Origin of the sequence: uncultured Nocardioides sp. (assembly GCF_902805925.1) — a bacterium.
Classification (GTDB): Bacteria; Actinomycetota; Actinomycetes; order Propionibacteriales; family Nocardioidaceae; genus Nocardioides.
This window is the reverse complement of sequence record NZ_CADCUP010000113.1, coordinates 12,339-34,830: the sequence shown is the minus strand read 5'-3', so window position 1 is coordinate 34,830 and position 22,492 is coordinate 12,339. Positions and strand designations below refer to the sequence as shown.

The 22,492-nt window shown below is 72.8% G+C and carries 18 protein-coding genes and 1 pseudogene; 12 read left to right on the top strand and 7 right to left on the bottom strand.

Going from position 1 to position 22,492, the window contains the following annotated elements; genetic code table 11:
- Positions 1-516, bottom strand: a pseudogene (locus tag QZX64_RS08075) (hypothetical protein); the annotation flags it as partial.
- 120 nt (positions 517-636) lie between these two features.
- Here QZX64_RS08075 and QZX64_RS08070 point away from each other — a divergent pair.
- Positions 637-768 (top strand): hypothetical protein, encoded by a 132-nt coding sequence (locus tag QZX64_RS08070; protein WP_295657880.1) that lies wholly within the window; start codon positions 637-639, stop codon positions 766-768.
- On the opposite strand, the gene QZX64_RS08065 is transcribed toward QZX64_RS08070, so the two are convergent.
- Positions 765-2,561 carry a thiamine pyrophosphate-requiring protein gene (locus QZX64_RS08065; protein WP_295658242.1) on the bottom strand — a complete coding sequence of 599 codons (1,797 nt, stop codon included), beginning with the start codon at positions 2,559-2,561 and terminating at the stop codon, positions 765-767. The two genes, QZX64_RS08070 and QZX64_RS08065, sit on opposite strands and share 4 nt — an antisense overlap.
- A 49-nt stretch (positions 2,562-2,610) precedes the next feature.
- Positions 2,611-3,261 carry a GAF domain-containing protein gene (locus tag QZX64_RS08060; RefSeq protein WP_295658241.1) on the bottom strand — a complete coding sequence of 217 codons (651 nt, stop codon included), beginning with the start codon at positions 3,259-3,261 and terminating at the stop codon, positions 2,611-2,613.
- Between the two features lie 269 nt (positions 3,262-3,530).
- Here QZX64_RS08060 and QZX64_RS08055 point away from each other — a divergent pair, with 269 nt between their 5' ends.
- The 5 genes from QZX64_RS08055 (at position 3,531) to QZX64_RS08035 (ending at position 12,933) form a co-directional block, all read left to right on the top strand.
- Positions 3,531-3,677, top strand: a complete 147-nt coding sequence (locus QZX64_RS08055; protein WP_295658240.1) for a GPGG-motif small membrane protein — start codon at positions 3,531-3,533, stop codon at positions 3,675-3,677.
- Positions 3,678-3,763: 86 nt separating this feature from the next.
- A complete protein-coding gene (recC, locus tag QZX64_RS08050) occupies positions 3,764-7,123 on the top strand; it encodes an exodeoxyribonuclease V subunit gamma (protein ID WP_295658239.1) in 3,360 nt (1,119 codons plus the stop codon).
- A gap of 1 nt (position 7,124) precedes the next feature.
- Positions 7,125-10,463, top strand: coding sequence for a UvrD-helicase domain-containing protein (locus tag QZX64_RS08045; RefSeq protein WP_295658238.1), 3,339 nt, complete (start codon positions 7,125-7,127; stop codon positions 10,461-10,463).
- Positions 10,460-12,220 carry an exodeoxyribonuclease V subunit alpha gene (recD, locus tag QZX64_RS08040; protein WP_295658237.1) on the top strand — a complete coding sequence of 587 codons (1,761 nt, stop codon included), beginning with the start codon at positions 10,460-10,462 and terminating at the stop codon, positions 12,218-12,220. The genes QZX64_RS08045 and recD overlap by 4 nt, the downstream gene beginning before the upstream one ends.
- 65 nt (positions 12,221-12,285) lie before the next feature.
- Positions 12,286-12,933 carry an amino acid-binding protein gene (locus QZX64_RS08035; RefSeq protein ID WP_295658235.1) on the top strand — a complete coding sequence of 216 codons (648 nt, stop codon included), beginning with the start codon at positions 12,286-12,288 and terminating at the stop codon, positions 12,931-12,933.
- A gap of 42 nt (positions 12,934-12,975) precedes the next feature.
- Here QZX64_RS08035 and QZX64_RS08030 read toward each other — a convergent pair whose 3' ends face one another.
- Positions 12,976-14,337, bottom strand: coding sequence for a deoxyribodipyrimidine photo-lyase (locus QZX64_RS08030; protein ID WP_295658233.1), 1,362 nt, complete (start codon positions 14,335-14,337; stop codon positions 12,976-12,978).
- The gene (locus QZX64_RS08025) at positions 14,334-14,780 is read right to left on the bottom strand and encodes a nitroreductase family deazaflavin-dependent oxidoreductase (protein WP_295658231.1); all 447 of its coding nucleotides are present in this window, start codon (positions 14,778-14,780) and stop codon (positions 14,334-14,336) included. The genes QZX64_RS08030 and QZX64_RS08025 overlap by 4 nt, the downstream gene beginning before the upstream one ends.
- Positions 14,781-14,835: 55 nt before the next feature.
- Here QZX64_RS08025 and QZX64_RS08020 point away from each other — a divergent pair, with 55 nt between their 5' ends.
- From QZX64_RS08020 to QZX64_RS07995, 6 genes are all read left to right on the top strand, one after another.
- Complete coding sequence (locus tag QZX64_RS08020) at positions 14,836-15,777, top strand: 1,4-dihydroxy-2-naphthoyl-CoA synthase (protein WP_295658230.1); 942 nt, start codon at positions 14,836-14,838, stop codon at positions 15,775-15,777.
- A 249-nt stretch (positions 15,778-16,026) separates the two neighbouring features.
- Positions 16,027-17,250, top strand: a complete 1,224-nt coding sequence (locus QZX64_RS08015) for a sensor histidine kinase (RefSeq protein ID WP_295658229.1) — start codon at positions 16,027-16,029, stop codon at positions 17,248-17,250.
- Positions 17,247-17,906: a response regulator transcription factor gene (locus QZX64_RS08010; RefSeq protein WP_295658228.1), complete on the top strand. Its 660-nt coding sequence runs from the start codon at positions 17,247-17,249 to the stop codon at positions 17,904-17,906. Before QZX64_RS08015 ends, QZX64_RS08010 begins: the two co-directional genes overlap by 4 nt.
- 115 nt (positions 17,907-18,021) lie before the next feature.
- A complete protein-coding gene (locus QZX64_RS08005) occupies positions 18,022-18,876 on the top strand; it encodes a CPBP family intramembrane glutamic endopeptidase (protein ID WP_295658227.1) in 855 nt (284 codons plus the stop codon).
- Between the two features lie 301 nt (positions 18,877-19,177).
- Positions 19,178-19,531, top strand: a complete 354-nt coding sequence (locus QZX64_RS08000; RefSeq protein WP_295658226.1) for a hypothetical protein — start codon at positions 19,178-19,180, stop codon at positions 19,529-19,531.
- 467 nt (positions 19,532-19,998) lie between these two features.
- Positions 19,999-20,613, top strand: coding sequence for a dihydrofolate reductase family protein (locus QZX64_RS07995; protein WP_295658225.1), 615 nt, complete (start codon positions 19,999-20,001; stop codon positions 20,611-20,613).
- Positions 20,614-20,687: 74 nt separating this feature from the next.
- Here the strand turns inward: QZX64_RS07995 and QZX64_RS07990 are convergent, their stop codons facing one another.
- Together QZX64_RS07990 and QZX64_RS07985 are read right to left on the bottom strand one after the other, a co-directional pair.
- Positions 20,688-21,644 (bottom strand): proline iminopeptidase-family hydrolase, encoded by a 957-nt coding sequence (locus QZX64_RS07990; RefSeq protein ID WP_295658223.1) that lies wholly within the window; start codon positions 21,642-21,644, stop codon positions 20,688-20,690.
- Positions 21,645-21,721: 77 nt separating this feature from the next.
- Complete coding sequence (locus QZX64_RS07985) at positions 21,722-22,429, bottom strand: SGNH/GDSL hydrolase family protein (RefSeq protein WP_295658221.1); 708 nt, start codon at positions 22,427-22,429, stop codon at positions 21,722-21,724.
- Positions 22,430-22,492: the final 63 nt, after the last annotated feature.

Sequence of the window (22,492 nt, the reverse complement as noted above, 5' to 3'; positions counted from 1 at the left end):
GAACAGCTCGGCCCGGCCCAGGTCCTCACCCACCCGTTCGCCGATCTGGAGGCCTGCGACGTCACCGCCGCCGACCGTCACGCCCTCGGTGTCCTCGAAGGCCTCGAGCGCCTCGGCCGCCACGTCGTCGCCCGGGGCATCGGCCGAGACCGTGCCGACCACGATCGCCGACGACCCGTCGCGGGCCGTGCCGGCGGGCGTGGCCGCGACGATGCCCTCCACCCCGGCGAGCGTGTCGGCCGCGTCGTTGACCGCCGCCTCGCCCGTGCCGGGCGGCGTGTCGACGAGGAGCACGATGCCCGGCGCGGGACTGGCTCCGGTGGCGGCCTGGATGCGCTCGACCGCGCGGACCGACTCGGCGTCGGGGGGCGCGAAGCCACCGTCCGAGTCGAGCGCTCCGGCGACGGGCCCGCCGAATGCGCCGGCCACGAGGACGAACAGGAAGACGGCCACGAGGGCGCGCCGTGGGTGGTCGTGGAGCCTCTCGACGAGGCGGGTGGTCGGGGAGGAGGTCATGGCACGACCCTCGCGGCACCGGGCGGTCCGCCGCGTCCTGCCGGGGGCGTACCCGCGGCGGTTCGGGCCCCCGCCCTACTCCCGGCGGTGTACGACCGGGCAGGAGGGGTACCGACCGCCATGACCGGACGCGACGAGCAGGACCACGACCAGGACGCCGAGCCCACCCTGAACGCCCCCGAGGAGGGCCGGCCCGACGGCGTCGAGCCGGAGACGGCCGACGAGGAGCACGCCGGCGGCGACGGCAGCTAGGAGCGCCGCTCCTCCATGCCCGCCTGCTCGTCGAGCAGCTCCCGGGCGTGCACGCCCGCCTCGCCCTCCTGGTCGAGGCCGGCCCGGAACGACCCCAGCTTGTCCCGCCCCGCCGGGAACGGCGGGAGCAGCGGCACGTCGCGGTCCGTCACGGCCTCGATGAGCGTGGGCCGGTCGGCCGCCAGCGCCTGCTCCCAGGCGGCGTCCACCTCGTCGGGCCCCGTCACCCTGATCCCGCGCAGCCCCAGCAGCTCGGCGTACGCCGCGTAGGGGAAGGCCGGGATGTCCTGGCTCTCGTCGAAGCGGGGGTCGCCCTCGGTCTCGCGCTGCTCCCACGTGACCTCGGCGAGGTCGCGGTTGGCGAGCACCAGCACGACCAGGCGCGGGTCGGCCCAGCCCTGCCAGCGGTGCGCGACCGTGACGAGCTCGGCGATGCCGTTCATCTGCATCGCGCCGTCGCCCGCGAGCGCCACGACGGGCCGGTCCGGCGCCGAGAGCTTGGCGGCGACGCCGTACGGCAGGGCGGAGCCCATGGTGGCCAGGGTCGAGGACAGGTGCGCCTGCACCCCGGTGGGCAGCCGGAGGTGGCGGGCGTACCAGTAGGTGATGGACCCGACGTCGACGCTGACGAGCGCGTCGGCGGGCAGGTGGTCGGAGAGCCGGCGCACGACGAGCTCGGGGCTGAGCGGGTCGGCCTCCATGACCGCCCGCTCCTCGGCGAGGGCGTGCCACTCCTCCACCCAGCCGTGCACCTGCTCGGTCCAGCCGGTGGAGGGACGCTCCTCGAGCAGCGGGAGCAGGGCCGAGAGGGTGTCGGCGGCGTCGCCGGTGAGCCCCACCTCGACCGGGTAGCGGTTGCCGAGGTGGCGGCCGTCGAGGTCGACCTGCACCGCACGGGCCTGCCCCGGCGGCGGGTAGAACTCGGTCCAGGGGTCGTTGGTGCCGACCAGCAGCAGCGTGTCGCACGACTCCATCAGCCGCGCGGAGGCGGTGGTGCCCAGGTGGCCCATCACCCCGCAGCTCGAGGGCAGCGACTCGTCCCACCACGGCTTGCCGAGCAGGCTCGTGGTCACGCCGGCGCCGAGCCGCTCGGCGACCGCGCGGACCACCTCGCCCGCGTCCCGCACGCCCTGCCCGACGAGCAGCGCCACCCGCTCCCCGGCGTTGAGCACGTCGGCCGCGCGCCGCAGGTCCTCCTCGGGCGGTACGACGTGCGGCCGGCTGAACCCGGCGGCGGTGACCATCACCCCGTGCTCCTGCGGCAGATCGTCGGGCACCGGCTCCTGCTGGACGTCGTGCGGCACGACCACGACGCAGGGCGACCGGGTCGCCAGCGCGGTCCGGAACGCGCGGTCCAGCACCATCGCCGCCTGCTCGGGCACGAGGACCGTGGAGATGAACTGCGCGGAGACGTCCTTGAACAGGCTCTGGAGGTCGATCTCCTGCTGGTACTCCGAGCCCAGCACGCTGGTCTGCTGCTGACCGACGATGGCCACCACGGGCACGTGGTCGAGCTTGGCGTCGTACAGCCCGTTGAGCAGGTGGACCGCTCCCGGGCCCTGGGTGCTGGTCACCACGCCCACCTCGCCGGTGTACTTGGCGTGCCCGACGGCCATCAACGCGGCCGTCTCCTCGTGCCGGGCCTGCACCAGATGGGGCCCGCCGGCGCGACGCAGGGCTCCCAGGAAGGAGTTGATGCCGTCGCCCGAGTAGCCGAAGAGGCGGCTGACCCCCCACGCGTGCAACCGTTCGACCATGACGTCGGCGACGAGCCGCTCGCTGCTGGTGTCCATGGGGAGCCGGTACCCGTCGCCCTCCCCGGGATGCGTCAGGCGGGATGCGTCAGCGTCGCTGCAGCAGCCCCGCGACGAGCTCGGCGACCGGGCCAGGCTGGACGCCGCCCCGGGCAGCGGCGGAGTGGAGGCGCGCGCGGGCCTCGTCGACCGACACGGCCAGCACGTCGGCCAGGTAGGCCAGCGCCTGGTCCATGGCGACGGCGTGGCGTCGAGGGTCGGGGAGCTCGTCCCCGCTGGAGCTCGTGCGGGCACGGAGGTCGTCGAGGCCGACCGCCGCCACGGCGTCTCCGGCCCACTCCAGACAGGTCCGCGTGAGCTCCTCATGGCGGCCGTCGAAGGCTCCGCGTGAGCCGCCGTACAGGTTGACGCCGCCGGTGACCGCGGCACCCCCCGCCACCGGCACGGTCAGCGGGATCGAGAGCGTGCTGGCCACCCCGGTGCCCGCCATGCCGGAGGCGAGCAGGTGCCAGCCCTCCTGGTGCATGCCCGCCCGGTTCATCGAGACCTCGGCCTGCTGCCTGGCCGCCCGGACGCACGGTCCGCCGGCGAGGTACTGCAGGACGTCGAGCAGGGCGACCTGCTGGTCCGATGCGGCGAGGGTGAAGGCGCGCCCCTGGTCGAGCAGGGTGACGCTCAGGCCCACCACGTGGGGCGCCGACTGCTCGATGCGGCGCCCGACGGCGTCCAGCTCCGCCATCGTCACCGTCGTCCCGTGCCGCGCTTCCATACGCCCCCCGTCCCTCCAGCTGAAGCGGTACCCACCCGTCGGGATCCATGCATGGCCGTGACGGCCGGGCGGCGCGCCGGCGTACCCGATCGGGGGCTGAGCCTCGTCCGGCGGCGCGACCGCGCACCAGGGGCTGCCCTCACGGATGGAGCTCGGCCCGCGCATCCGTGTGAAAATGGGGCTCCGTCCGGAAGCGGACCCCACAGGGAACGCACCGGCACCAGAGAAGGAGAGCTCCCGTGGCATTTCTGTTGTGGATCCTTGCCGTCATCCTCGTCGTCAGCGGCATCGTGTCGCTCGTCCGTGGCCAGGTGCTCTGGGGCGTCGTGCTCATCGTCGTCGGCCTGCTCGTCGGTCCCGGAGGCGTCAGCCTCTTCACCAACTAGCACCACGCCTCGACGCCCCCGTCCCCTGTGGACGGGGGCGTCGTCGCGCGCCGCGGTGTCGGTGGGCCCACCTAGGGTGTCCCCCGATGGCCCTGCACCTGCACCGCGCCGAGCGGACCGACCTGCTGGCCGACGGGCTGTCCGACCTGCTCGCCGGCCCACTGGCCGACCCCTTCGCCTCCGAGGTCGTCGTGGTGCCGGCCCGGGGAGTGGAGCGCTGGCTGACCCAGCGGCTCTCCCACCGCCTCGGCACCGGCCCGCGCGGCGGTGACGGCGTCTGCGCCGGCGTCTCGTTCGTCACTCCGCACTCCCTCGTGGCGATGCTGCTGGGCAAGGACTCCGAGGACCCCTGGGAGCCCGACCGCCTGGCCTGGCCGCTGCTCGAGGTGATCGACGCGGCGCTGGGCTCGCCGGGCTTCGAGGACCTGTCGCGGCACCTGGGCCACGGTGAGCCCGACGACCAGCGGCGCTCACGCCGCTACTCCGTGGCGCGCCGCCTGGCCGGCCTCCTCTCCTCCTACGCCGTCCAGCGGCCGCAGCTGGTGACCGACTGGCGCGAGGGCCGGCTCACCGACGGAGCCGGGGGGGCGCTCGACCGCGACCTGCACTGGCAGGCCGAGCTCTGGCGCCGGCTCGTCGACCGGGTCGGGTCGACGCCGCCCGACCTGCGGCACGCCGCGACGCTCGCCCGATTGCGCGCCGGCGGCGACGCCCTCGAGCTGCCGCCGCGGCTCTCGCTCTTCGGCCACACCCGGCTGCCCGTCACCGAGGTCGAGCTGCTGGCGGCCCTCGGGGAGCTGCGCGAGGTGCACCTGTGGCTGCCCCAGCCCTCGGGCCCGCTGTGGGACGCGCTCGCGGCGGCCGCGGCGCAGGGGCCGGTCACACGCGCGGGCGACGACTCCGCGACCGTGGTGGGCCACCCGCTGCTCGCCTCGCTCGGGCGCGACTCCCGCGAGCTGCGCCGTACCCTCGGGCGGGCCGTCGTGGTCGACGCGGGCGCAGCCGCCTCCCCGCCCACGCCGGCCTCGCTGCTCGGCTGGCTGCAGGCCGACCTGCGTGCCAACCGCGAGCCCCCCGCCGACGTGCGCGCCGCCCGGGCGCTCGCCGTCGACGACCGGTCGGTCCAGGTGCACGCCTGCCACGGCTCGGCCCGGCAGGTCGACGTGCTCCGCGAGGTGCTGGTCGGGCTCCTCCAGGACGACCCGACGCTCGAGCCGCGCGACATCCTCGTGATGTGCCCCGACATCGAGACCTACGCTCCCCTCATCTCCGCCGGCTTCGGCCTCGCCGACGTCGCCGGGGAGGGCGCGGGCCACCCCGCCCACCAGCTGCGGGTGCGCCTGGCCGACCGCTCGCTGGGCGCCACCAACGGCCTGCTGGGCGTGGCCGCCGCGCTGGTCGAGCTGGCGGGGGGCCGGCTGACCGCGACCCAGGTGCTCGACCTGGCCGGCACCGACCAGGTCCGGCTCCGCTTCGGCTGGGGCGACGACGAGCTCGAGCGCATCGCCGGCTGGGTCGTCGAGGCGGGCATCCGGTGGGGGTACGACGCCGCCCACCGCGGCGACTTCGGCCTCGCCCTCGACGCCAACACCTGGGCGGCCGGCATGCGACGGGTCCTGCTCGGCGCGGCGATGTCGGGCAACGGCCACCGCTTCGTCTCCGCCACCCTCCCGCTCGACGACGTGGGCGACGCCGACCTCGAGCTGGCCGGCCGCTTCGCCGAGCTCGTCGAGCGGCTGCACCGCTTCCTCGTGCGCGCCCGCGCGGCCGGCACGGTGCAGGAGTGGACCGGCGCCCTGGCGAGCGGCGTCCACGAGCTCACCTCGGTGGCCGGTGACGAGGTGTGGCAGCTCGCCCAGTTCGACCGCGAGCTGGCGCGGATCTCCGCGAGCGCCGAGGGCGACACGACCACCCTGCGCCACGCCGACGTGCGGGCGCTCCTGCGCCACCGGCTGCGCGGGCGACCGACCCGCTCCAACTTCCGCACCGGCACGCTCACCGTCTGCACCATGGTGCCGATGCGCTCGGTCCCGCACCGCGTCGTGTGCCTGGTCGGCCTCGACGACGGCGTCTTCCCGCGGCTGGCGTCGGTCGACGGCGACGACGTGCTCGCCCGCCGCCCCCGCACCGGCGAGCGCGACGTCCGCTCCGAGGACCGCCAGCTGCTCCTCGACGCGATCGGCGCCGCCACCGAGACCCTCGTCGTCACCTACTCCGGCCGCGGCGAGCACAACGGCGCGGAGCGGCCGCCGGCGGTGCCCCTCGGCGAGCTGCTCGACGCGCTCGACCGCACCACGGCGACCGGCGTGCGCGACCACGTGCTGGTCAGGCACCCGCTCCAGCCCTTCGACGAGCTCAACCTGGTGCCCGGCGCGCTGGCCGGCACCGCGCCCTTCACCTTCGACCGGGCAGCGCTCGCCGGCGCGGTCGCCGCCCGCGGCACGCGCACCGAGGTCCGCGAGCTGGTGCCCGAGCCGCTGCCGGCGCCGGCCGTGTCGACCGAGGTGTCGCTGGCCGACCTGCACGACTTCTTCCGGCACCCCGTCAAGGCGTTCTTCCGCACCCGGCTGCGCGTCTCCACGCCGTACGACGCCGACGAGGCCAAGGACGCCGTCCCGATCGAGCTCGACGCGCTCGAGCAGTGGGGGGTCGGCGACCGGCTGGTCACCGACGTGCTCGCCGGTGCCGACCCCCAGGCCGGCATGCTCGCCGAGCAGCTGCGCGGGCTGCTGCCGCCCGCCGACCTCGGCGCCGGCGTCCTCACCGGGGTCGTGCGCAAGGTCCGGCCCCTGGTGAGCGCCGGCCTCGCCCTCCGCACCGGCCCTCCTCGCTCCCTCGACGTCGACATCGACCTCGGCGACCGCCGGCTCACCGGCACGGTCGGCAGCGTCTTCGGCAACAACCTGGTGAGCGTGACCTACTCCAACCTCGGCGCGAAGCAGCGGCTGGCCGCCTGGCTCGACGCCCTGGCCCTGGCGGCCGGCCACCCCGACGAGAACTGGACCGCCCACACGATCGGCAAGCACCGCTCCGGCGGCCAGGTCGCCATGGTCGGCCCGCTTCCCGAGCACGAGGCCCGGGCCTGGCTGCGCGAGCTCGTGGACGTCCACGAGCGCGGGCTCCGCGAGCCGCTCCCGCTGCCGGTGCGGACGTCGCTGGCCTGGGCCGGCGACTACGTGCACGTCGCCCTGGGGCGCGACGCCGACCCCGACGCCAAGGCCGAGCGCGAGTGGACCACGCCGCGCTTCGACGACACCGGGTTCCCCAAGGAGGACGCCGACGTGTGGCACGTGCGGGCGTTCGGCGACCACGCGCCGTACTCCTCGCTGACCACGCCGCTGCGCGCCGACGAGACGCCGGGAGGTCCCGGGCACCGGCTGGGCCACTACGCGTGGCGGGTCTGGGGACCGCTGCTCAGCGGACGCGAGAGCCTGCGGGGGCTGTGAGATGGAGACCTTCGACATCACCGCGCCCCTGCCGACCACCGGCACGACGCTGCTCGAGGCCAGTGCCGGCACCGGCAAGACCTGGACCATCGCGGCACTGGTCACCCGCTACGTCGCCGAGGGCGTCGCCACCCTCGACGAGCTGCTCGTCGTGACGTTCACCCGGGCCGCGAGCCAGGAGCTGCGCGAACGCGTGCGCGCCCAGCTCGTCGAGGCCCAGCGCGCGCTGGCCGACCCCGCGGCGCCCCGCCGCGAGAGCGCGCTGCTCGACCACCTGCTGGCCGACCCGGCCGAGCGCGAGGTCCGGCACCGGCGGCTGACCGCGGCGCTCACGTCCTTCGACGCCGCGACGATCGCCACCATCCACCAGTTCTGCCAGCTGGTGCTCCGCGGCCTCGGCGTCGCGGGCGACACCGACGCGGGCGCCGTCCTCGTCGAGGACCTCGAGCTGCTCACCGGCGAGGTCGTCGACGACCTCTACCTCGCGCGCTTCGCGGGCGAGCAGCAGCCGGCGTGGTCACGCCGCGAGGCGCTCGAGATCGCGCAGGCGGTGGTCGACGACCCGCGGGCCCGGGTGGAGCCGCTGGCGGTGCTGGAGGAGGCGCCCGACTCGGTGGCGGCCGCGCGGGTGCGCTTCGCCCAGGACGTGCTCGAGGAGGTCGAGCGCCGCAAGCGCCGCCTGGGCGTGCTGAGCTACGACGACCTCCTCAGCCAGCTCGCCGACGTCCTCCTCGACGACCAGGCGCCGGCCCGGGCGCGGATGCGCCACCGCTGGAAGGTCGCGCTCATCGACGAGTTCCAGGACACCGACCCGGTGCAGTGGCAGGTCTTCGAGCGGGCGTTCGGCGGCGTGGCGACGATGGTGCTCATCGGCGACCCCAAGCAGGCGATCTACGCCTTCCGCGGGGGCGACGTCGTGACCTACCTCGCTGCGGCCGAGACCGCCGCGACGCGGCAGACCCTCGGCGTCAACTGGCGCTCCGACGAGCCCCTCCTCGACGCGGTGCAGGCGATGCTGCAGGGCGCCGCCCTCGGCGACGAGCGCATCGTGGTGCACGAGGTCGAGGCCCACCACCGGGAGTCCCGGCTGGTCGGCGCCGGGCCGCCCCTGCGCCTGCGCCTGGCCCGGCGCGCCGAGCTCGGTGCCGGCCCGCGCAGCAAGCCGGCGGTGGCCCGGTGGCGGCAGCACGTCATCACCGACCTCGCCCGCGACGTCTCACGGCTGCTCCGCTCGGGGGCGACGTTCGAGGGCCGGCCGGTGCGCCCGGGCGACGTCGCCGTGCTCGCGGCGCGCCGCAGCGACCTGCAGGCCGCCCAGCTCGCCCTGGCCGAGGTCGGCGTCCCGTCGGTGGTCAACGCCGGCGGCTCGGTCTTCCACACCCCGGCCGCCGGGGAGTGGCTGAGCCTGCTCGAGGCCCTCGAGCAGCCGCACCGCACCGACCGCGTGCGCGCGGCCGCCCTCACCTCGTTCTTCGGCCTGAGCGCCGCCGCGCTCGACGCCGGGGGCGACGAGGGCACCGACCGCCTCGCCGACACCGTCCGCACCCTCGCCGACGTGCTCGGCACCCGCGGCGTCGCCGCCGTCCTGGAGTGCTCCGTCCTCGGGGGGCTCACGGCCCGGGTGCTGGCCTGCGCGGGGGGCGAGCGCACCCTCACCGACCTCCGCCACATCGGCGAGGCGCTGCACAAGGTGTCGGTCGAGGAGCGCCTCGGCGTCGTCGGCCTCCTCGGCTGGCTGCGCGCCCAGGTGGCCGACGACAAGCTGGAGGTGGCCTCCGAGCGCACCCGCCGCCTCGACTCCGACGCGGCGGCGGTGCAGCTGGTGACCGTGCACGGCAGCAAGGGCCTGGAGTACCCCGTCGTCTACGTGCCGACGCTGTGGGACCGCTACACCGGCCGCGAGGCGGCCGTCCCGCTGTTCCACGACGACGACGGCCGCCGCTGCCGCGACGTCGGGGGCCCGAGCCCGCACCGCTCCGCCTCCCTGGCCCGGCACGCCGCCGAGGACGCCGGGGAGTCCCTGCGCCTGCTCTACGTCGCCCTCACCCGCGCCCAGTCCCAGGTCGTGGCGTGGTACGCCGCGGCCGAGCGCAACACCCCGGCCTCGCCGCTGCACCGGATGCTGTTCGGTCGCCGTCCCGGCATGGCGCAGGTGCCCGACGAGCAGGCGAACGTCGCCGACGAGCGGGCCGTCGAGATCCTCGGCCACTGGCAGGCGGCGGGGGCGCTGTCGGGAGAGCTCGCCGACCTGGGCCCGGCCGGCGACGGCGCGCTCCCGCTGGCGCGTCCGGCCCTCGACGCCCGCCGCTTCACCAGGGCCGTCGACACCAGCTGGCGGCGCACGTCCTACTCCAGCCTGTCGGCGGCAGCCCAGGCGACGGCCGCCGGCCCGGAGCGCCGGCTGAGCGAGCCCGAGGACGTGCCGGAGCTCGACGACGACGTCGACCTCGGGCTCGGCGGCGCGCCCGACCACCTCGAGCTGGCGGCGGTGCCCTCCCCGATGTCCGGACTGCCGGTCGGCGCCACCTTCGGCTCGCTCGTGCACGCGGTGCTCGAGCACGCCGACCCCGGTGCCCCTGACTTCCGGGCCGAGCTGCTCGCCCACATCGCCGACCAGCGCACGTGGTGGCCGGTCGACCTCGACGCCGAGGAGCTGGCCGACGCGCTGGTCGCGGTGTGCACCAGCCCGCTGGGGCCGCTCGCCGGTGGGACCACCCTCATGCAGGTGCTCTCCCCCGACCGGCTCACCGAGCTCGACTTCGAGCTGCCGCTCGCCGGCGGCGACGACGCGACGTACCCCGCGGGCGAGGTCAGGCTCGGCGACCTCGCGCCGCTGCTGCGCCGCCACCTGCCCGACGGCGACCCGGTGCTCGCCTACGCCGCCACGCTGGAGGCCGACGCCGCGCTGGCCGGCCAGTCGTTGCGGGGCTACCTCACCGGCTCCATCGACGTGGTGGTGCGGGTGCCGGTCGGCGATGCCGCCCGCTACCTCACCGTCGACTACAAGACCAACTGGCTCGGCGAGATCGGCACCGCGCTCACCGCCCGCGACTACCGCCCGTCGGTGCTCGACGAGGCGATGGGCCACTCCGACTACCCGCTGCAGGCGCTGCTCTACACCGTGGTGCTCCACCGGTTCCTGCGCTGGCGGCTGCCCGGCTACGACCCCGAGCAGCACCTGGGCGGGGTGCTCTACCTCTACCTCCGGGGCATGTGCGGGCCCGCGACGCCGACGGTCGACGGGGCGCCGTGCGGCGTCTTCGCCTGGCGCCCCCCGGTCGGCCTGGTGCACGACCTCTCCGCCCTGCTCGACGGGCTGCTGGTGGAGGCCGGCCGATGAGCGACGTCTTCGAGACGACCGACCCCCTCGACGCCCGCCTCGCCCTGGGCGCGACCGGCCTGCTGGCGACCTTCAACGCGGCCGGCGTGGTGACCTCCGCCGACGTGCACGTCGCCCGCACGCTCGGGCAGCTCGGCGGTGAGCGCGACGAGCGGGTGCTGCTGGCCGTCGCGCTGACCTGCCGCGCCGTGCGAGCCGGGTCGGTCTGCCTCGACCTGGCCACGGTGGCCGACATCGAGGCCGGCGAGGACACCGAGGCACTCCCCTGGCCGGCCGCCTCCGGCTGGGCGGACGCGGTCGCCGCCAGCCCGCTCATCGGTCTCGGGGTGCTGCACTGGGACGAGCGGCTGCTCTACCTCGACCGCTACCACGAGCAGGAGACGCAGGTCCTCGACGACCTGACCGCCCGCGCCGCATCGATCCCGCCCCACGACCCCGGGCTCATGCGGGCCTCCCTCGACCGCGTCTTCCCGCTGTCCGGCTACGACGAGCAGCGTGCCGCCTGCGTCCGTGCCGCCTCGCAGTGGACCACGGTCATCACCGGTGGCCCCGGCACGGGCAAGACCACCGCCGTGGCGGGGCTCCTCGTGGCCCTCGCCGAGCAGCACGAGGCCCGCGGCGAGGTGATGCGGGTGGCGATGGCGGCGCCGACCGGCAAGGCGGCCGCCCGGCTCCAGGAGGCCGTGCAGTCGGCGGCCGCCGCCCTGGCGCCGGTCGACCGGGCGCGGCTCGACGGTCTCCAGGCCGGCACCCTGCACCGGTTGCTGCGCCGCGATCCCGGCAACTCCACGAGGTTCCGCCACGACCGCCGCAACCGGCTGCCCCACGACGTCGTGGTGGTCGACGAGACCTCGATGGTGTCGCTCACGATGATGGCGCGGCTCCTCGAGGCGGTCCGGCCCGACGCCCGGCTGGTCCTGGTCGGCGACCCCGACCAGCTGTCGTCGGTCGAGGCCGGAGCCGTGCTGAGCGACCTCGTGCGCGGGTTCGAGGGGCGCCCCGACTCACCGGTCGCGGCGCTGCGCACGACCCACCGGTACGGCGCCGAGATCGGCGTGCTCGCCGAGGCACTGCGCGCAGGCGACGCCGACGCGGTCCTCGCCGCGCTCTCCGCCGGCCACGACGCCGTGGAGTGGATCACCGACGACGACCCGGCGAGCCAGATCCGGGCGACGTCGCTGGAGGTGGCGCTCGCCGTCCGCGACGCCGCCGCGGCCGGGCTGGCCGACAGGGCGCTCGCCGCGCTCGACCGGCACCGGCTCCTCTGCGCCCACCGCGACGGCCCCTTCGGCGTCCACCACTGGAACCGCCGCATCGAGCAGTGGATCACCGCCGAGACCGGGGACCCGCTCCACGAGCCCGCCTACCTCGGCCGCCCCCTCCTCGTCACGGCCAACGACTACGCCCTCGGCGTCTACAACGGCGACGTCGGCGTGGTCCTCGACCGCGGCGGCACCCGCCGGGTGGCGCTGGCCGGCAGCGAGGGCTCGCTGGAGGTGGCGCCGTCCCGGCTCGGCGACGTCGACACCATGCACGCGATGACGATCCACAAGAGCCAGGGCGGGCAGGCCGACGTCGTCACCGTGCTGCTGCCCGACGAGGACTCCCGGCTGCTGACCCGCGAGCTCTTCTACACCGCGGTCACCCGGGCTCGCACGCGGGTGCGGGTCATCGGGCCCGAGTCGGCGGTGCGCGCGGCGGTCGGCCACCGGGCCCAGCGCGCCACCGGCCTCGCCCGGCGGCTGGCCGACTCGTGACCCGGCCGCGGCCCGTTGACACGCAGCCGTGACATCGCAGGACTAGGGTCGGCACCAACCGAGTCGTGGAGGCCCTGATGTCGTTCCTGCTGCGCGTCGAGCTGCTCGACGTACCCGGGTCCCTGGGGCGGTTGGCCACGGCCATCGGTGAGGCCGGCGGCGACATCGAGGCGATCCAGATCGTCGAGAAGACCGGCCACGGCACCGCGGTCGACGACATCATGCTGGAGCTCGTGCCGGGGGTGATGCCCGACTCGATCGTGTCGGCCTGCAACACCATCGACAGCGTGCAGGTGCTGTGGATCAGCCGCTACCACGCCGGCGGCAACCTCTTCCTCGACCTCGAGGTGGTGGAGGCCCTGACGATCAGCCCCGCCGAGGCGCTCGACCGGCTGGTCGACCTGCTGCCGGTCACCTTCCGGGTCGACTGGGGCGCTCGCGTGCGCCGCGTCGAGGGCGGCACCGAGATCATCCGCGCCACCGAGGCCTCGCCCCCGGCGGTCTCCTGGCCGCACCTCAACGGCGCCACCCGCCTCGAGAGCGACGACGAGAACCTGCTGCTCTGCGGCGCGTCCCTCGGCAGCGAGGCGCTGGTGCTGGGTCGCCGGGGCGGTCCGGAGTTCCTCGACTCCGAGCTGGCGCGCCTGGACCACCTCGCCGGTCTCGCGCTCGACATCACCGACCGCGCCCAGGTGCAGGACCGCCCCGGCTGAGCCGGCGAGGCGATCAGGTCGCCCCAGGCGCAGCCGAGCGGCTCACTCGCGGCCGCGCTGGTAGAGCTCGAGGGCGCGCCGCCGCTCCTCCGCGTGGTCGACGATCCGCTTCGGGTAGCCGTGGTCGTGCCCGTCCTCCTGGTCCCACGGCTCGTGAGCGGCCTTGCCCGGCAGGTGCGCGAGCTCCGGCACCCAGCGGCGCACGTAGTCCCCGGACGGGTCGAACTTGAGCCCCTGCGTGATCGGGTTGAAGACCCGGAAGTACGGCGCCGCGTCGGTGCCCGTGCCGGCCACCCACTGCCAGCCGTGGTTGTTGGAGGCGAGGTCGCCGTCCACGAGGTGGTCGAGGAAGTGCCGGGCGCCGACCGGCCACCAGACGTGCAGGTCCTTGGTGAGGAAGCTCGCGGTGATCATCCGGACGCGGTTGTGCATCCAGCCCTCGGCCAGCAGCTGGCGCATGCCCGCGTCGACGATCGGGAAGCCGGTCGTGCCGGTCCGCCACGCCTCGATGGCGTCCTCGGGCTGGTCGTAGGTCAGGCCGGGCACCGGGCGCAGGTCCTGCCACGCCGACGCGGGGTTGTGGAAGAGCACGTCGGCGTAGAACTCGCGCCAGGCGATCTCCTTCTCGTACGTCGTGGCGCCGTCGGTGCGCCGGCCACCGGACTCGGCCAGCAGCTGCCGCGGGTGCACCACGCCGTACTTCAGGTAGGGCGACATGCGCGACGTGCGGTCGGCACCCGGGTCGTTGCGGGCCTCGTCGTAGTCGTCGACGTCACCGGTGAGGAAGGCGCGGAAGCGCTGGATCGCGGCGTCCTCGCCGGGGACGGGCAGCCCCGCGGGCGCACCGGCGAGCGCCTCGTCGAGGAGCGCGACCGCGCGCGGGTCGCTGTCGCGCTCGACCCAGCGCACGGCGCTCGGAGCCGGGGTCGGGGCGTCCCACCCGTGGGCGCGCCACGCCCTCTCGAAGGGCGTGAAGACCTGGTACGGCCGGCCCGAGCCGTTCCTCACGGTGCCCGGCGGCACGGCGTACGGCGTGCCGGTGGCGGCGCCGGTCACCGACCCGGGCAGCGCCGCCACGACCGCCCGGTCGCGCTTCAACGCGTACGGCGTCGAGTCGTTGGTGACGTGGAGCGTGTCGGCGCCGACCTCCGCGACCACCTCGGGGACGGCCGTGACCGGCTTCCCCAGGCGCAGGCAGAGCCGTCCGCCCATCGACTCGTCGAGGCTGCGCAGGCAGGCGGCGAGCCAGGCCCGTCGAGCCGCGCCGGCCTTGTCCCACACGCCCGGGTCGATCACGAAGAGGCCGAGCACGTCGCCGTGCGCCGCAGCCGCTGCGAGCGCGGGGTTGTCGCGCAGCCGCAGGTCGCGGCGGAACCAGTGGACCGCGGTGGACCCGGCGCTCACGCGGTCCGCTCGAGGAGGAAGAGGGGGATCAGCCGGTCGGTCTTCTCCTGGTAGGACGCGTAGGTCCCCCACGTCTCCACCGCCCGCTGCCACCACTCGTCGCGCTCGGGGCCGGCGGGCAGCTCGCGCACGGCGTACGTCGCCTTGCCGGCGCCGTCCTGCAGGTCGACCTCGGGGTGCGCGCGGAAGTTGTGCGCCCACGTCGGGTCGTCCGGCGCACCGCCCTTGGACGCCACGGCGAGGTAGGAGCCGTCGTGCTCGACCCTCATCACGGGGTTCTTGCGCAGCTTGCCCGACCTCGCTCCGAGCGAGGTGATGACCACGATCACGTCGGTCGATCCCGGCAGCGTGTTGGCCCGCGCCCCGTCGGAGGCCTCGTACTCGGCGACCTGGTTGCGCACCCACTGCTCGGGACTGGGCTCGTACTCACCGTGGAGGGTCATACCATCCACAACACCACGTCGGCGGCCGCGATTCCAGCCTCCCTACGATGGCGCCATGAGTGCGATCGAGGGCGTCAGCGAGATCTTCGACCCGGCCGACTGGGACGTCGTGCCCGGCTTCGAGGGTCTCACCGACCTCACCTACCACCGGGCCAGGGCGCACGGGACGGTGCGCATCGCCTTCGACCGGCCCGACGTCCTCAACGCCTTCCGGCCACACACCGTCGACGAGCTGCTCTCGGTGCTCGAGCACGCGCGGACGTCGTCCGACGTGGGCTGCGTGCTGCTGACCGGCAACGGGCCGAGCACGAAGAGCGGCAAGTGGGCGTTCTGCACCGGCGGCGACCAGCGGATCCGGGGGAAGGCGGGCTACCAGTACACGCGTCCGGAGGACGCCACGGGCAGAGCGGGCGAGACGTCAGAGCATGTCGACAAGGCGAAGATGGCCCGCCTGCACATCCTGGAGTGCCAGCGGCTGATCCGCTTCATGCCCAAGATCGTCGTGTGCCTGGTCAACGGCTGGGCGGCCGGCGGCGGCCACTCCCTGCACGTGGTCTGCGACCTGACGCTCGCCAGCCGCGAGCACGCCCGCTTCAAGCAGACCGACGCCGACGTGGGCAGCTTCGACGGCGGCTTCGGGTCGGCCTACCTCGCCCGGCAGGTGGGCCAGAAGTTCGCCCGCGAGATCTTCTTCCTCGGCGAGGAGTACTCCGCCGAGGAGATGCACGCCATGGGCGCGGTCAACAAGGTGGTGCCGCACGCCGACCTCGAGAGGGTCGCGCTGCAGTGGGGAGCGAAGGTCAACGGCAAGTCGCCGACGGCCCAGCGGATGCTGAAGTACTCCTTCAACCTCATCGACGACGGCCTGGTCGGCCAGCAGCTCTTCGCCGGCGAGACCACCCGGCTGGCCTACATGACCGACGAGGCGCAGGAGGGCCGCGACCAGTTCCTGGAGAAGCGCGAGCCCGACTGGTCGCCGTACCCCTGGTACTACTGAGTCGCCACCTAACCCACGACGATGCCTCCATCGGCTTGGTGCGCCGCGGGTCGGAGGGTCGCACCATGGCGCCCCATGCGCTTGCGGGTGGCCGGTGCGTGGGCGGGCATTCCGCCCACTCTGACCGGGCTTGGATAGCGCTCTGCGACCCGCTCCTGCAGATCGCGGGCATCCGCTTCTATCTGCAGACAGAGGAGGTAGGTCTGAAGGCCGACGTTCGAGCGCTCGTGCTGGGAGTAGCCTCCGGAGATGACTCGTCGTGTGGCCGAGCAGTCGTACGACATCGGAGCGTGGGCGACGCTTACTCGGCGTCTGTCGCCCTACCTCGACCTCGCGATAGGGCTCGGTGGTGCAGCCATGTCGGTCGCCTCGTTGCTGAGCAACGACGTTGCCGCGATCGATTCCCGGCTGGAGCCCGGCGATCCGTTGTCGGTCGCTGTCACCTTCGTGGCCGGACTGTCCCTGGTCTGGCGTCGGACGCGTCCGGCGGCTTCGTTCGCAATGTTCGTCTTCTGCTGCCTGGTCGTCACCCTGACCGACCACTACATCGGGCTGCTGTCGGTGCTGTTGTTGTTCAGCCTCTACTCCCTCGCGGCGCACGGCCGACGCCGGGATGCCCTACTCGGCCTGGCGTGTGGCGTGCTCACCTTCATGGGCCTGGCGGTGCTGGACGTGCCCGATCTGGGCACGTCGGACCTCCTGCAGGCCTGCGCCCTGCTGCTCGCCGCTTGGGCGCTGGGCGACGCCATTCGCTCGCGCCGCATGCAGCAGTTGGAGCGGCTGCGGATAGCGGAGCAGGAGGCGGCCACCGCTCGTGAGCTGGCAGCGCGGGCAGTCGTCGAGGAGCGGCTGCGGATCGCCCGCGAGCTGCACGACGTCGTCGCCCACAGCATGTCGCTGATCGCCGTGCAGGCTGGCGTCGGCGGACACGTCATCCGGTCAGACGTCGCCGCCGCCGAACGTGCGCTCGAGATCATCGCCGACACCAGCCGCAAGGCGCTGACGCAGACCCGCTGGATGCTTGGCCTGCTCCGTGGTGAGGACGCCGACGTCGCGGCTTCAGCCATGCACAGCATGGATGACCTCGACGGACTTCTCCGGGGCGTGCGTGAGGCGGGCATGGACGTCGACCTCAAGATCGAAGGGGAGCCACGCACGCTCGACGCCGCGATCGAGTTGGCGGCATACCGCATCGTGCAGGAATCGTTGACCAACGTCCTGAAGCATTCGCTGGCGAGACAGGCGCAGGTGATGGTGACCTACGTGGAGGACGGGGTTGACGTCGAGATCCTTGACGGTGGTCGGTGCCGGCCCTCGGCCGCCGCGCAGGTAGAGCCCGGGAGCGGGCACGGACTCATAGGACTGAGTGAGCGCACCCGGTTGTTGGGTGGCGTTCTCGAGTACGGCGCGCTCGACGGGACAGGTTTCCGAGTCGCAGCCCACTTGCCGTCATCGATGGTGGCGGCATCGTGATCCGGGTGGCAGTGGTCGACGACCAGGAGTTGGTGCGCTCCGGTTTCGTCGTGCTCCTCGGTACCAGTCCCGACATCGAGGTCGTCGGCGAGGCAGGCGACGGCGAGGAGGCCTGGGGCCTGTGTCGCCGTACGACCCCCGACGTGGTCCTGATGGACGTCCGGATGCCCCGGATGGACGGCCTCGAAGCAACCCGACGGATCATGGCCGACCCCCGGTGCGCCAGGACGCACGTGCTCATCCTGACGACCTTCGATGAGGACGAGCTCGTCCACGACGCCCTTCGGGCAGGCGCGAGTGGTTTTCTGCTCAAGGACACCCGTCCGGCCCGCCTGCTCGACGCGATCGCCGTCGTGGCCGCCGGGGATGCCTTGCTCGCTCCGTCGGTCACGCGCCGCCTGATCGAGCAGTTCGCCGCCCTGCCGAGTCGTCCGATGCCACCGACCGCGGACGGTCTGACCGACCGTGAACGCGAGGTGCTGGTCGCCGTCTCGCGCGGTTCGTCGAACCAGGAGATAGCCGACTCACTGCACATGGGCTATGGGACTGTGAAGACCCATGTGAGCCACCTTCTCACCAAGTTGGAGTGTCGCGACCGCGCGCAGCTGGTGATGTACGCATACGAGTCGGGCCTCCTCATCCCCGGGAGCAGCTGAGCTCTCTCTCGGGTCTCGCCGGATCGGGACCGCGGACCGATGTGCGCTACTCCGGTCGGCAGCGAGATTGGTGAAGCGGCCAGACAGGCCGCTCAGCAATACGGAGGTTCCGCTCATGTCCCGACCACTTCGAGAAGCCACGATCTACCTCGCGCTCGTCTTCTCACTGGCCATCGGCATCGCCGTGGCAATGCCGCACGCCGGCATCAATGTCCTGCTGAGTGCCTTCGCGCCCATCGCGGCGCTGGTCCTCATCACGTTCACCGTCACCCCACGCGGGAGGCGGCGCGCCGTGTGGGCCGAGTTCGGACTCAACCGATCGGGCACACACGTGTGGGCGTTCGCCTTGGTCGTGCCCATGCTTCTGGCCGGCAGCGCGTACGGCGTCGCCCTCGTGCTCGACGTTGCGGACCTGCGAAGCCTGGACTTCACGTCGGCTGGCGTCGCGGTCTGGAGCCTGAATCTTGCTAGCACGCTGGTATTCATGACCGTCCTGTTCCTCGCCGAGGAGATCGGCTGGCGCGGCTACCTGCTGCCGAGGGTCCAGCAGCTCAGCAGCCGTCGCCGGGCTGCGCTCGTCACCGGGTTCGTACACGGCTGCTTCCACCTGCCGCTGCTCCTGATCGCCTCGACGTACGACGAGCACGGCAGCCGCTGGTTGGTGGCCCCGATCGTGGTGGCCACGATCACCATGGGCGGTGTCTTCTACGCATACTTGTGGGACCGCACCCACAGTGTCTGGCCGGTGGCCATGGCCCATGGTGCGGTCAACACCGCGTTCGGCATCGGCGCCGGTGCCGTTGTAGCCACCTCAGAGGCCGACCTGGCCTACGTCGCCGGTGAGAGCGGGATCGCGACATTCGCGGCCGTGGCAGTGGTCGGAGCAGCGTTCCTGGCCCGCGCCAAGGTGTGGCGCACCGACGCCAGAGCGAGGAACACGTCCTCCCGTGAGGTGTCGCCAGTGGCGTAGGTCCGCCTGCACGTGAGGAACGGGACCTGGCGGTGCCCGGCTGTTGCGAGCACCGCCAGGACCTCGCGGCCATCGTGTTGCTCAGCTCTGTCCCGGCTGCGAACGAGCGCGACATTCCGCCGCGCACCCGGCAGCAATTCCCTCCCGGGCGTGGTGGCGACTCGCAGCCAATTCGTTGCCTGGGGTCGCTCCCATCCGCAACATCACCTTCCTCGGCTTCACTTGTCACGCGCACTGTCACCGGCATTGCGTCCTGCGAGACGTTGCGGCATGGTCGAGGTTGCCGCTGAAGGAGGAGACCATGACCACGACAGACTCCCCGCGCTACGTGCTGGCCACCTACGTCAAGGCAGGCAGAGACGACGACTTCGAGAGGTTCATGCGTGACGTAGTTGTTCCCGCGGAGGTTCAAGCTCGGCCGCACCAAACCGATATGTGGCACCTGATGCGTCCGGCCGCCGATCAACCCGAGGGGTGTACCCGCGCCTGGCTCATCTTTTTTCACGGGCCCTCGGCCCTGGACGACTGGAGCCTAGAGCCTCTTTTCGATGAGGCATACGGGCCCGACGCGTCGCGTGAACACATGAAGTACTTCGAGGACATGATGGACGGTGAACAGACCGTTTACGCGCTCGACGGAGAGACCGCACTGTGACAGGACGCCCACGGGGTCGTGGCCGACCTCAGCGGCGAACTGTTCACAGTGTCCGCCGCACGCGGAACTGAGTCAGACGCCTCGACGTTGTGTGCTCGGCTTGATGGCGGTTGGCTGTCGCGTTGGCGCTATCGAGGCAACCCGCCTTGATTCGACATCGGCAGGCCAGATCCCCCCCTTTCGCTGCGCGCGACGTGCAGCCCGTGCTGACTCCGTAGCGGTCGGCGACTCCGGCGACGGCCATCCCCCGGTCACTCCTCGAACGCCCGGCCACCGGCGACCCGACCCTCGTGTACAGACGTCGCAAGACCGGCTTGCGACGGTCGCGCCCTCGAACTCCATCCTGCTGAAATCCATGTATCTGCCAAACGAGTGGCGCGCCGCTTGTCGAGGAACCGTGTCCGGCTTCGTCTCAGGTGTGAATCCACCACCCGCGGGCGGTTGCCCGCCAACGAGAGGAGCCCGTCGTGGCCCGTGTCATCGTCTCGAGCATCGTGTCCCTGGACGGGTTCTCCGAGGGCCCGCAGCAGGGTGTCATGGATCTGCCCATGGATGCTGCATTCGACGCCTACAACCTCGAACGGATCAGCTCAGCCGACACTGTGCTGCTCGGTGCCCGGTCGTACGAGTTCTTCGGCGCCTACTGGCCCACCGTCCAGCACCAGCCGCCAGCGCCGGTTGACGCCGACCCGATGATCGCCCAAGCGCTCAGCGACGACTGCCGGGCGATCAGTCGCAGGTACGACGAGGTCGACGTGCTCGCCGTCTCGGACACACTCGTCCTGACCGAGGAGTCCCCGTGGCGGTCGCGCACGACGCTGGTGCCTCGCGACGACCTTGCCGACGCGCTCGCCGGTCGTCCGGGCGAGTGCATCGTCTTCGGCAGTCGCGTGATGGTCAACGGACTGCTCGCCCTGGGGCTCGTCGACGAGCTGCACCTGATGGTCGGTGCGCGCTGGCTGGGCGGTGGTACGCGCTACCTCGATGCGCAGCACGACTTCGAACTTCTCGATGTCCGGCGATTCGCGGGGTCAGACAACGTGGTCCACGTGTGCCGACCTCTCGCCAACGTGTCGCGCTAAGACGCTGCATACCGCCGCCTGTCGGCACGTGTTGCCGTCGTTGCGAACAAGGACCAGCCTGTCGCCAGCCCGCTTCACAGTGACTGCAGGAAGTCGATCAACCCCGGGAAGTAGTGCTCGGGGTCGTCGAACTGCGCCAGGTGGCTGCCTTCGGGGCAGTGCAGGTAGCGCCCCTGTGGTAGCTGCTCAGCCATCCACTGCAGGTGCACGGGATCCATCGTGTCGTGGGTGGCTCCGATGACCAGCGTGGGCACGTCGACGTCAGCCAGGTCCTCGGACCGGTCCCAGCTCTCCAGGGTGCCGCTCAGCCCCAGCTCGCTGGGGCCCTGCATCGGCACGTAGACGGCCGGGTTGATGTGGCCGAGCGACCGGGTGACCGGGTCCGGCCAGTCCTCGACGGGCAACCGGCAGACGTGCAGGGCGTAGTGGTGCTCCATCAGCAGCTGCTCGTAGCGGGGGTCGTCGGTGATGCCCTCGGCCTCGAACCGCTTGATCTCCGCGAGCACGCCCTGGTCCATCGCCGGCATGAGCACGTCGTCGGCATAGGCGTTGTACAGCCGCGTGCTCGACATCATGTTGGAGATCACCAGGCCCTTGAGCTCGTCCTGGTGGTGGACGGCGTACTCCAACGCCAACAGCCCACCCCACGACTGCCCGAGGAGCACGAAGTTGCTGCTGTCGAGGGCCAGCGCCTTGCGGACCTGCTCGACCTCATCCACGAAGCGCGCGAGGTCCCACAGCTGCGGCTCGTCCGGTTGATCGCTGCGGAACGACCCGAGCTGGTCGTAGTAGTAGTACTCGATGCCCGCTGCGGGGAACCGGGTGTCGAAGCACTCGTAGAGCTCGTCGGTGGCTCCGGGGCCGCCGTGCAGCAACAGCACCTTGAGGTCGGGGTTGTTGCCCACCCGTTTGGTCCACACCCGGAACTCACCGGCCGGTGTGGTGATCGGCACCATTCGTGAGCCACCCGAGACCACATCACGCGGATCCCACGACGAGGTGTCGAAGTACGAGGCGACGGAAGGCTTCATCGTCGCAACCTACCCTTCCCCGAGCGCGGCGCATCGGGACCGTGCACGACTGACCAGGACGGCTCTCGTGCCGATGCTCACGGGCCCTCCGTCGGCGACTGGTGACCGAGCGCCTCCCAGAACGCCGCGCGCACCGCGCTCGCTCCCCAGGCGTTCGGCTCGATGACGTTGCAGTACCAGAGGTTCCGGTCCGTCGGCCGAGCCTCAGTCTGTCCGGGGTCGCCGGCGGCGAGCCCGTGGCCGAGGAACTTCGCATGGATCTCCGCAACATCCGCACCGTGCTGCTCGGCGAGCTGCCGCAGGGCCGCGTTGACGTGGCCGAGGACGTCGACGACCTCCGGCCACGGCGGCAGCCCGACGCTCGCGGCGTCGCCGGTTCCGTCGCTCGGGTCGTACACCGTGCCCACCACGATCCGGGCGTCCGGCACCAGGCGGATGAGTCGGTCGAGCGCGTCGCCTGTCCGCGCGACAGCGGCGTCGGCTGCGCGTATGGCGCCTGCCGTGTCGCCGTACCAGCCCAGGACGTCGTTGCCCCCGATAGTCACGGTGACCACCGAGGGACGCTGGTTGCTGCGCTCCAACCGGGGGAGCTGGTGCTCGAGGAGGGTCTGGCTGGTCGCGCCGTCCGTCGCCAGGAGGTGTAAGGGCAGGGCGAGGTCGTGGCGGCTCCAGGTCGGGAAGTCCTCGTCCCGGTTCCTCGCCAGCAGGCTCGCCCCGCCGCGGCCCGGCCCGCCGGCGTAGTCGTCGATCGAGATCGAGTCACCCAGAGCAACGTAGGAGCTCACCCGATGTGGATACCCAGCCGACGCTCCGGACATGCCGCCGCAGCGGCGTCGGCGTGTGGAGCG

Coding starts and splice junctions, on each gene's coding strand:
- QZX64_RS08020 (WP_295658230.1), top strand. CDS start 14,836: ATGAGTGCGATCGAGGGCGTCAGCGAGATCTTCGACCCGGCCGACTGG.
- QZX64_RS08060 (WP_295658241.1), bottom strand. CDS start 3,261: ATGGCGGAGCTGGACGCCGTCGGGCGCCGCATCGAGCAGTCGGCGCCC.
- QZX64_RS08070 (WP_295657880.1), top strand. CDS start 637: ATGACCGGACGCGACGAGCAGGACCACGACCAGGACGCCGAGCCCACC.
- QZX64_RS08005 (WP_295658227.1), top strand. CDS start 18,022: ATGTCCCGACCACTTCGAGAAGCCACGATCTACCTCGCGCTCGTCTTC.
- recC (WP_295658239.1), top strand. CDS start 3,764: ATGGCCCTGCACCTGCACCGCGCCGAGCGGACCGACCTGCTGGCCGAC.
- QZX64_RS08025 (WP_295658231.1), bottom strand. CDS start 14,780: ATGACCCTCCACGGTGAGTACGAGCCCAGTCCCGAGCAGTGGGTGCGC.
- recD (WP_295658237.1), top strand. CDS start 10,460: ATGAGCGACGTCTTCGAGACGACCGACCCCCTCGACGCCCGCCTCGCC.
- QZX64_RS08065 (WP_295658242.1), bottom strand. CDS start 2,561: ATGGACACCAGCAGCGAGCGGCTCGTCGCCGACGTCATGGTCGAACGG.
- QZX64_RS08045 (WP_295658238.1), top strand. CDS start 7,125: ATGGAGACCTTCGACATCACCGCGCCCCTGCCGACCACCGGCACGACG.
- QZX64_RS07990 (WP_295658223.1), bottom strand. CDS start 21,644: ATGAAGCCTTCCGTCGCCTCGTACTTCGACACCTCGTCGTGGGATCCG.
- QZX64_RS08015 (WP_295658229.1), top strand. CDS start 16,027: ATGACTCGTCGTGTGGCCGAGCAGTCGTACGACATCGGAGCGTGGGCG.
- QZX64_RS08000 (WP_295658226.1), top strand. CDS start 19,178: ATGACCACGACAGACTCCCCGCGCTACGTGCTGGCCACCTACGTCAAG.